General features: G+C 61.6%; 4 protein-coding genes and 3 rRNA genes. All 7 read left to right on the top strand.

Annotated elements, in window-relative coordinates; all coding sequences use genetic code 11:
* Positions 1 to 208: 208 nt before the first annotated feature.
* Positions 209 to 1,731, top strand: a 16S ribosomal RNA gene (locus tag CEP17_RS06965).
* Between the two features lie 393 nt (positions 1,732 to 2,124).
* Positions 2,125 to 5,168: ribosomal RNA gene (locus CEP17_RS06960) — 23S ribosomal RNA — on the top strand.
* Between the two features lie 107 nt (positions 5,169 to 5,275).
* A 5S ribosomal RNA gene (gene rrf / locus CEP17_RS06955) occupies positions 5,276 to 5,392 on the top strand.
* The 16S, 23S and 5S rRNA genes sit together here, the layout of an rRNA operon.
* Positions 5,393 to 5,526: 134 nt before the next feature.
* Positions 5,527 to 5,691 (top strand): hypothetical protein, encoded by a 165-nt coding sequence (locus CEP17_RS15095; RefSeq protein WP_162722369.1) that lies wholly within the window; start codon positions 5,527 to 5,529, stop codon positions 5,689 to 5,691.
* Positions 5,688 to 6,524 (top strand): TlyA family RNA methyltransferase, encoded by an 837-nt coding sequence (locus CEP17_RS06950; protein WP_112931724.1) that lies wholly within the window; start codon positions 5,688 to 5,690, stop codon positions 6,522 to 6,524. Before CEP17_RS15095 ends, CEP17_RS06950 begins: the two co-directional genes overlap by 4 nt.
* On the top strand, positions 6,521 to 7,477 hold the full coding sequence (locus CEP17_RS06945; protein ID WP_112931723.1) for an NAD kinase: 957 nt from the start codon (positions 6,521 to 6,523) through the stop codon (positions 7,475 to 7,477). Before CEP17_RS06950 ends, CEP17_RS06945 begins: the two co-directional genes overlap by 4 nt.
* Positions 7,474 to 9,177, top strand: a complete 1,704-nt coding sequence (gene recN, locus CEP17_RS06940; protein ID WP_112931722.1) for a DNA repair protein RecN — start codon at positions 7,474 to 7,476, stop codon at positions 9,175 to 9,177. The genes CEP17_RS06945 and recN overlap by 4 nt, the downstream gene beginning before the upstream one ends.
* Positions 9,178 to 9,181: the final 4 nt, after the last annotated feature.

The raw sequence follows: 9,181 nt of genomic DNA, 5'->3' as shown, positions 1-9,181 counted from the left end.
CGGGAGCGTCCGATCCTTGAGAACTCAACAGCGTGCACTTGTCAAATGCCAAATTACCTCGTCCCTGCCTTTGTGGTGGGGTGAGATTCCTTTGGATCAAAGTCCGGTATTTCGGTGCCGGCATTATGGATTGTCAGTGATGGCATCCTTTTTGGTCAGTTTCGAACTCGCTGCATTGTCGTTTTCCCGATGGTGTATGCATTTTTTCTTTTTGGAGAGTTTGATCCTGGCTCAGGATGAACGCTGGCGGCGTGCTTAACACATGCAAGTCGAACGGTGAAGCTCAGCTTGCTGGGTGGATCAGTGGCGAACGGGTGAGTAACACGTGAGCAATCTGCCCCTGACTCTGGGATAAGCGCTGGAAACGGCGTCTAATACTGGATACGAACCGTGGAGGCATCTTCAACGGTTGGAAAGATTTTTTGGTCAGGGATGAGCTCGCGGCCTATCAGCTTGTTGGTGAGGTAATGGCTCACCAAGGCGTCGACGGGTAGCCGGCCTGAGAGGGTGACCGGCCACACTGGGACTGAGACACGGCCCAGACTCCTACGGGAGGCAGCAGTGGGGAATATTGCACAATGGGCGAAAGCCTGATGCAGCAACGCCGCGTGAGGGATGACGGCCTTCGGGTTGTAAACCTCTTTTAGCAGGGAAGAAGCGAAAGTGACGGTACCTGCAGAAAAAGCGCCGGCTAACTACGTGCCAGCAGCCGCGGTAATACGTAGGGCGCAAGCGTTATCCGGAATTATTGGGCGTAAAGAGCTCGTAGGCGGTTTGTCGCGTCTGCTGTGAAATCCCGAGGCTCAACTTCGGGTCTGCAGTGGGTACGGGCAGACTAGAGTGCGGTAGGGGAGATTGGAATTCCTGGTGTAGCGGTGGAATGCGCAGATATCAGGAGGAACACCGATGGCGAAGGCAGATCTCTGGGCCGTAACTGACGCTGAGGAGCGAAAGGGTGGGGAGCAAACAGGCTTAGATACCCTGGTAGTCCACCCCGTAAACGTTGGGAACTAGTTGTGGGGTCCATTCCACGGATTCCGTGACGCAGCTAACGCATTAAGTTCCCCGCCTGGGGAGTACGGCCGCAAGGCTAAAACTCAAAGGAATTGACGGGGACCCGCACAAGCGGCGGAGCATGCGGATTAATTCGATGCAACGCGAAGAACCTTACCAAGGCTTGACATATACGAGAACGCTGCAGAAATGTAGAACTCTTTGGACACTCGTAAACAGGTGGTGCATGGTTGTCGTCAGCTCGTGTCGTGAGATGTTGGGTTAAGTCCCGCAACGAGCGCAACCCTCGTTCTATGTTGCCAGCACGTAATGGTGGGAACTCATGGGATACTGCCGGGGTCAACTCGGAGGAAGGTGGGGATGACGTCAAATCATCATGCCCCTTATGTCTTGGGCTTCACGCATGCTACAATGGCCGGTACAAAGGGCTGCAATACCGTGAGGTGGAGCGAATCCCAAAAAGCCGGTCCCAGTTCGGATTGAGGTCTGCAACTCGACCTCATGAAGTCGGAGTCGCTAGTAATCGCAGATCAGCAACGCTGCGGTGAATACGTTCCCGGGTCTTGTACACACCGCCCGTCAAGTCATGAAAGTCGGTAACACCTGAAGCCGGTGGCCCAACCCTTGTGGAGGGAGCCGTCGAAGGTGGGATCGGTAATTAGGACTAAGTCGTAACAAGGTAGCCGTACCGGAAGGTGCGGCTGGATCACCTCCTTTCTAAGGAGCATCTGGCACTCTTTGGGGTGTCCAGGCGCCGGATCAGGACCGAATGTGTCTTGCCGGTTAGCTCATGGGTGGAACGTTTGATGAGGTGTCGGGGAGCGATCTTCGAGTTAGTACGGCCTTCGGGCGTGGAACGCTGGGGGTGAGTGAGTCGGCACGTGCACGCTGTTGGGTCCTGAGGGACCGGATGCGCTTTCATCTTCGGATGGGGAGCAGACGAACCTCAGGACTCTTTCTGTTGCNGGCTGGTGCTGGTGCGGGGAGGGTACCGCCCGTACTTTGAGAACTACACAGTGGACGCGAGCATCTTCGAGATGATTTTTCATCTCGTGAAGATGATCTTAAAGATCATTAGTCAATTTTGATTGACGATTCGAACTCATGTGATTTCAAGTCTTTAAGAGCAAACGGTGGATGCCTTGGCATCTGGAGCCGAAGAAGGACGTAGCAATCTGCGATAAGCCTCGGGGAACTGATAAGCAAGTTTTGATCCGAGGGTGTCCGAATGGGGAAACCCCGCCAGGGCGCGTGCGTACCTGGTGACTCCCGCCTGAATATATAGGGCGGGTAGAGGGAACGTGGGGAAGTGAAACATCTCAGTACCCACAGGAAGAGAAAGCAACCGCGATTCCGTTAGTAGTGGCGAGCGAAACCGGATCAGGCTAAACCTAGCGTGTGTGATAGCCGGCAGGCGTTGCACGTTGGGGGTTGTGGGACTTTTCAGACATGTCTGCCGATGTGTCGGCGTTACAAGAAGGTATAGACGAACCGCATTGAAAGGCGGGTCATAGAGGGTGCCAACCCCGTAGTCGAAATGCTTCTCTTGGCGCGAAGAGTATCCCAAGTAGCACGGGGCCCGAGAAATCCCGTGTGAATCTGTCAGGACCACCTGATAAGCCTAAATACTCCCAGATGACCGATAGCGGACAAGTACCGTGAGGGAAAGGTGAAAAGTACCCCGGGAGGGGAGTGAAATAGTACCTGAAACCGTTTGCTTACAAACCGTTGGAGCCTCCTTAGTAGGGGTGACAGCGTGCCTTTTGAAGAATGAGCCTGCGAGTTAGCGATACGTGGCGAGGTTAACCCGTGTGGGGTAGCCGTAGCGAAAGCGAGTCTGAATAGGGCGATTCAGTCGCGTGTCCTAGACCCGAAGCGAAGTGATCTATCCATGGCCAGGCTGAAGCGACGGTAAGACGTCGTGGAGGGCCGAACCCACTTAGGTTGAAAACTGAGGGGATGAGCTGTGGATAGGGGTGAAAGGCCAATCAAACTTCGTGATAGCTGGTTCTCTCCGAAATGCATTTAGGTGCAGCGTTGCGTGTTTCTTGCCGGAGGTAGAGCTACTGGATGGCCGATGGGCCCTACAAGGTTACTGACGTCAGCCAAACTCCGAATGCCGGTAAGTGAGAGCGCAGCAGTGAGACTGTGGGGGATAAGCTTCATAGTCGAGAGGGAAACAACCCAGACCACCAACTAAGGTCCCAAAGCGCGTGCTAAGTGGGAAAGGATGTGGAGTTGCCTTGACAACCAGGAGGTTGGCTTAGAAGCAGCCACCCTTGAAAGAGTGCGTAATAGCTCACTGGTCAAGTGATTCCGCGCCGACAATGTAACGGGGCTCAAGCACGCCACCGAAGTTGTGGCATTGACATTTTTGGTAGGCCTTCGTGGTCCAGCCGTGTTGATGGGTAGGAGAGCGTCGTGTGGCCAGCGAAGCGGCGGTGTGAACCAGCCGTGGAGGCTACACGAGTGAGAATGCAGGCATGAGTAGCGAAAGACGTGTGAGAAACACGTCCTCCGAAAGACCAAGGGTTCCAGGGTCAAGCTAATCTTCCCTGGGTAAGTCGGGACCTAAGGCGAGGCCGACAGGCGTAGTCGATGGACAACGGGTTGATATTCCCGTACCGGCGAAGAACCGCCCAAGCTAATCCAGTGGTGCTAAGTGCCCGAATCCTGTCGTATCGATCCCTTCGGGGTGAGAGCTTCAGGGCTAGCGCATGACCCCATGCTGGTGCGGTTAGCGTATTAACAGGTGTGACGCAGGAAGGTAGCCCAAGCCAGGCGATGGTTGTCCTGGTGCAAGTGCGTAGGCCGAGTCATAGGCAAATCCGTGACTCGTTACGGCTGAGACACGATGCGGATAAAAAGTGGGTGATCCTATGCTGCCAAGAAAAGCATCGACGCGAGGTTCTAGCTGCCCGTACCCCAAACCGACTCAGGTGGTCAGGTAGAGAATACCAAGGAGATCGAGAGAATCGTGGTTAAGGAACTCGGCAAAATGCCCCCGTAACTTCGGGAGAAGGGGGGCCATCCACTTATATGAGCTTGCCTCAAAAAGGGTGTGGTGGCCGCAGAGACTAGTGGGTAGCGACTGTTTATTAAAAACACAGGTCCGTGCCAAGTCGCAAGACGATGTATACGGACTGACGCCTGCCCGGTGCTGGAAGGTTAAGAGGACCGGTTAGCCGCAAGGCGAAGCTGAGAATTTAAGCCCCAGTAAACGGCGGTGGTAACTATAACCATCCTAAGGTAGCGAAATTCCTTGTCGGGTAAGTTCCGACCTGCACGAATGGCGTAACGACTTCCCAACTGTCTCAACCGCGAACTCGGCGAAATTGCACTACGAGTAAAGATGCTCGTTACGCGCAGCAGGACGGAAAGACCCCGTGACCTTTACTACAGCTTGGTATTGGTGTTCGGTGTGGCTTGTGTAGGATAGGTGGGAGACTGTGAAGCGGTGACGCTAGTTACCGTGGAGTCATTGTTGAAATACCACTCTGGTCACTCTGGATATCTAACTTCGAACCGTAATCCGGTTCAGGGACAGTGCCTGGTGGGTAGTTTAACTGGGGCGGTTGCCTCCCAAAAAGTAACGGAGGCGCCCAAAGGTTCCCTCAACCTGGTTGGCAATCAGGTGGCGAGTGTAAGTGCACAAGGGAGCTTGACTGTGAGACTGACAGGTCGAGCAGGGACGAAAGTCGGGACTAGTGATCCGGCAGTGGCTTGTGGAAGCGCTGTCGCTCAACGGATAAAAGGTACCTCGGGGATAACAGGCTGATCTTGCCCAAGAGTCCATATCGACGGCATGGTTTGGCACCTCGATGTCGGCTCGTCGCATCCTGGGGCTGGAGTAGGTCCCAAGGGTTGGGCTGTTCGCCCATTAAAGCGGTACGCGAGCTGGGTTTAGAACGTCGTGAGACAGTTCGGTCCCTATCCGCTGCGCGCGTAGGAAATTTGAGAGGATCTGACCCTAGTACGAGAGGACCGGGTTGGACGAACCTCTGGTGTGCCAGTTGTTCCGCCAGGAGCACCGCTGGTTAGCTACGTTCGGGATGGATAACCGCTGAAAGCATCTAAGCGGGAAGCCGGCCTCAAGATGAGATTTCCATACCTTCGGGTGAGAGGCTCCCAGCCAAAGCCGATGACTTGATAACACACCGTTTTGGTGCTTGCGTCCACTGAGTGGTTCTCGATGTACGGTCGAGAACACACACAAACATCATTTTTGATCGTTGTGTGCTTGATGAAACATCAATAGTGTTTCGGCGGCCATAGCGTGAGGGAAACGCCCGGTCACATTCCGAACCCGGAAGCTAAGCCTCACAGCGCCGATGGTACTGCAGGGGGGACCCTGTGGGAGAGTAGGACACCGCCGGACTTCTTTTCAGGAAATGGCCACCCAACGCTGGGTGGCCATTTCCCGTTAACACGACTCCACGCGCCGGCCCCGCCGATGGCGGGACCTGCAGCTGCGCCCTGGTCGTGTCGACATCGGCGACTATCGTGGAAGGCATGTCCATGAACGCCGACGACTCGCACGCCCGCCGCGAGGACCTGCTGTCCGCGCTCGAGGTGATCGAGGAGCAGCCACTCGCCGAGCGGGCGGCCGCCTACGCCGCGCTGCACGATGATCTGGCGCGCCGGCTGGAGTCCGGCCCGCGCGACGGCGCGCAGTGACGGCTCGACTGGACGCGGCGCTGGCGTCTCGGGGCCTCTCGCGGTCCCGCACGCAGGCGGTGCGTGACATCGAGGCGGGTCTGGTCAGCGTCGACGGCGTCTATGTCGTCAAGCCGTCGACCCCGGTGTCGGACGATGCGGTTCTCGTCGTCGACGGTGCCGACCACTACGTGAGCCGAGCGGCCCACAAGCTCGTGGCTGCGCTGGATGCTTTCGACGTGGAGGTGGCCGGACGCGAAGCGCTCGACCTCGGCGCCTCCACGGGCGGGTTCACCCAGGTTCTCCGCGAACGCGGTGCGCGCCGGGTGGTGGCCGTGGACGTCGGCCACGATCAGCTGGCGCCCGTGATCCGTGCCGACGCGCGCGTCACCGTCGTCGAGGGGTTCAACGTCCGCTACATGACGGCAGCGTCGCTGTCAGAGGCTGCCGGGTTCGCGGTCGATCCCGAGGTGATCGTCGCTGATCTGTCGTTCATCTCGCTCACTCTCGTGGTGCCGGCTGTCGCAGCCGTCGCGACGGCGGAGAGCGACATCGTTCTGCTGATCAAGCCGCAGTTCGAGGTGGGGCGGACCGGCGTTCGTGAGGGACTGGTCACGGATGCCGCGGCCCGCTCCGACGCTGCCGCCGGCGTGCTGTGGGCCGCGTGGGACGCGGGGCTGGCGACGGCGGGATTCATCGCCTCGCCCCTCGCCGGCACGCATGGCAACCACGAATACCTCGTCCACCTGCGTCGGCGCGATCAGCCTCCACTCGGCCACGGTGACGGTCCGGTCGCCAGCGGCAATCCGACAGAATGGCTGAGGACGATCGACGAAGCGACGGGAGCGGTATGACAGATTCGACGGTGCCGCGCTCCATCCTCGTCGTGGCGCACGCGCGCCGCGACGACACGGTGGCAGCGGCTCGGCGTGTGATCGCTGCGCTCATCGCCGCCGAGGCGCGTCCCGTTCTCGCCGTCGACGACCCGGAGCTCGTTGACGCACTGTCTGATCTCGGCCCGCTCGCCGCCCTCGGAACGGACGTGCCCGTCGCCGACATCGAGCTGGCGGTGGTGCTGGGCGGCGACGGCACGATTCTGCGCGCCGCCGAACTCGTGCGCGACGGTGCCGCTCCGATCCTCGGTATCAATATGGGACATGTCGGCTTCCTCGCCGAGATCGATCCGGACGACATCGATGACGCGATGCGTCGGATCATCGCCTGCGACTACCAGGTCGAGGAACGGATGACGCTCTCGGTGCGTGTCAAAGACGGTGGCGGCGACGTCATCTACGAGACGTGGGCGCTCAACGAGGCGACGGTCGAGAAGGCGGCGCGCGAGCGGATGATGGAGGTCGTCATGGAGATCGACCGCCGTCCTCTCTCGAGCTTCGGCTGCGACGGTGTCGTCATCGCCACACCGACAGGCTCCACGGCGTACAACTTCTCCGCCGGCGGGCCGGTGATCTGGCCGACCGTCGAAGCGATCGCCGTGGTTCCGCTGTCGGCCCACGCACTGTTCGCACGCCCTCTCGTGGTGGGGCCGGAGGCGACGGTCGCGATCGAGGTGCTGGCGCGCACGGACGGCACCGGGATCATGTGGTGCGACGGGCGACGCTCGCACGACCTGCCGCCCGGCGCCCGCGTCGTCGTGGGCAAGTCCGCGCGCCCCGTACGCCTCGCTCGCCTGCATCCGGCACCCTTCACCGACCGGCTCGTCCGTAAGTTCCAGCTGCCCGTCACCGGGTGGCGGGGTCCCGATGAGACCTCCGCGACGCGACCGACGAGTGCGGAGGGCCGGGCGTGATCGAGCAGATGACGCTCCGCGACCTCGGTGTCATCGCTGACGCGACCCTCCCGATGGGTGCCGGCTTCACCGCCATCACCGGAGAGACCGGCGCCGGCAAGACGATGGTCGTCACCGGTCTCGGTCTTCTGCTCGGAGCGCGCGCGGACTCGGGCGTCGTCCGCGCGGGCGCGGCCCAGGCCGCCGTCGAGGGCGTCTGGCTGGTTCCCGAGTCGGGCCCGGTGGCCGATCGCGTGACGGATGCCGGGGGAGAGGTCGAGCCGATCGGCGGGGGACGTGCCGAGCTCTATCTGGGTCGCACGGTCACCGCCGAGGGGCGCAGTCGTGCGAGCGTCGGTGGCCGCGCCGCGCCCGCGGGCGTGCTCGCCGATCTCGCTGAGCAGCTCGTGGTCGTCCACGGCCAGTCCGATCAACTGCGGTTGCGTTCGAGTGCGGCCCAGCGTGATGCGCTGGACCGCTTCGGCGCCGCCGAGATCGCGCCCGTCGCGGAGGAGTACCGCCAGGCCTACGCTGCGCAGCGTGAGCTCGCCGCTCACATCGCGGAGATCACCGGCAATGAGCAGGCGCGCGCGGCCGAAGCCGAGCAGCTGCGCATCGCCCTCGCCGAGATCGAGCAGGTCGATCCCCAACCGGGCGAAGACGTCGAGCTCGCGCACCGCGCCGAGAGACTGGCGAACGTCGAGGCGCTGCGTCAGGCGGCAGCCATTGCGCACGACGCACTGTCGGGCGGCGGTGACGTGCCCGACGTGGGCCTGCTCATCGCCGAGGCGCGTCGTTCTCTGGAACGGGTGGTGCGCGCCGACACCGTGCTGGCCGCCCACGCCGCGACACTCGACGACATCTCATATCGGGTCGCCGATCTCGCCACCGAGCTGAGCGCGTACCTCGCCGATCTGGACGATGCCGGCCCCCACGAACTCGCCGCGGTCGAAGAGCGCCGCGCCGCCGTGACGAGCATCGTGCGAGCCCACGGCAGCCTGGAGGCCGCACTCGAACTGGCCCGCTCGGGCGCGTTCCGACTGGCCGAGCTCGATGACGACGGCGAGCGGATCGCGCGTCTGCAGGGCGACGAGCGCGACGCTGCGGCCGCGCTGGACGCGGCCGCAGCGCGGCTCACCGCCGCCCGGCGTGCGGCGGCGGAGCGTCTGGCTGCCGCCGTGACCGAGGAGCTGCACGCCCTGGCGCTGCCCGACGCGCGGGTGGTCGTCGCCGTCGAGGAGGCAGTCGCCTCGGCATCCGGTCGGGACGAGGTCACGATCCTGCTGGCGCCGCATCCCGGCGCCGAGCCCCGCCCGGTCGCCAAGAGCGCGTCCGGCGGTGAGCTCAGCCGCGTCATGCTCGCGATCGAGGTCGTCATCGCGGGCACCGGCGGGGTGCCCACGTTCGTGTTCGACGAGGTGGATGCCGGCATCGGCGGTGCCGCGGCGATCGAGGTGGGGCGCCGCCTCGCCCGCCTCGCCGAGACGAGCCAGGTCATCGTGGTCACGCACCTCGCCCAGGTCGCCGCTTTCGCCTCGAACCATCTCAGCGTCGTCAAGGCCGGCGACGGCTCGGTCACCGCCTCGAGCGTGCGCGCGCTCACCGGCGCCGACCGCGAGGCCGAGATGGCGCGACTGCTGTCGGGGTTGGCCGATTCGACGACCGCGCTCGAGCACGCCCGGGAGCTTCTGAGCCTCGGCCACTCCGGACTGATAGGATGAAAGC

Source organism: Microbacterium sp. PM5 (assembly GCF_003293595.1).
Taxonomy (GTDB): domain Bacteria; phylum Actinomycetota; class Actinomycetes; order Actinomycetales; family Microbacteriaceae; genus Microbacterium.
The sequence above is the reverse complement of the archived record's forward strand: the minus strand, read 5'-3'. Positions and strand labels throughout refer to the sequence as shown.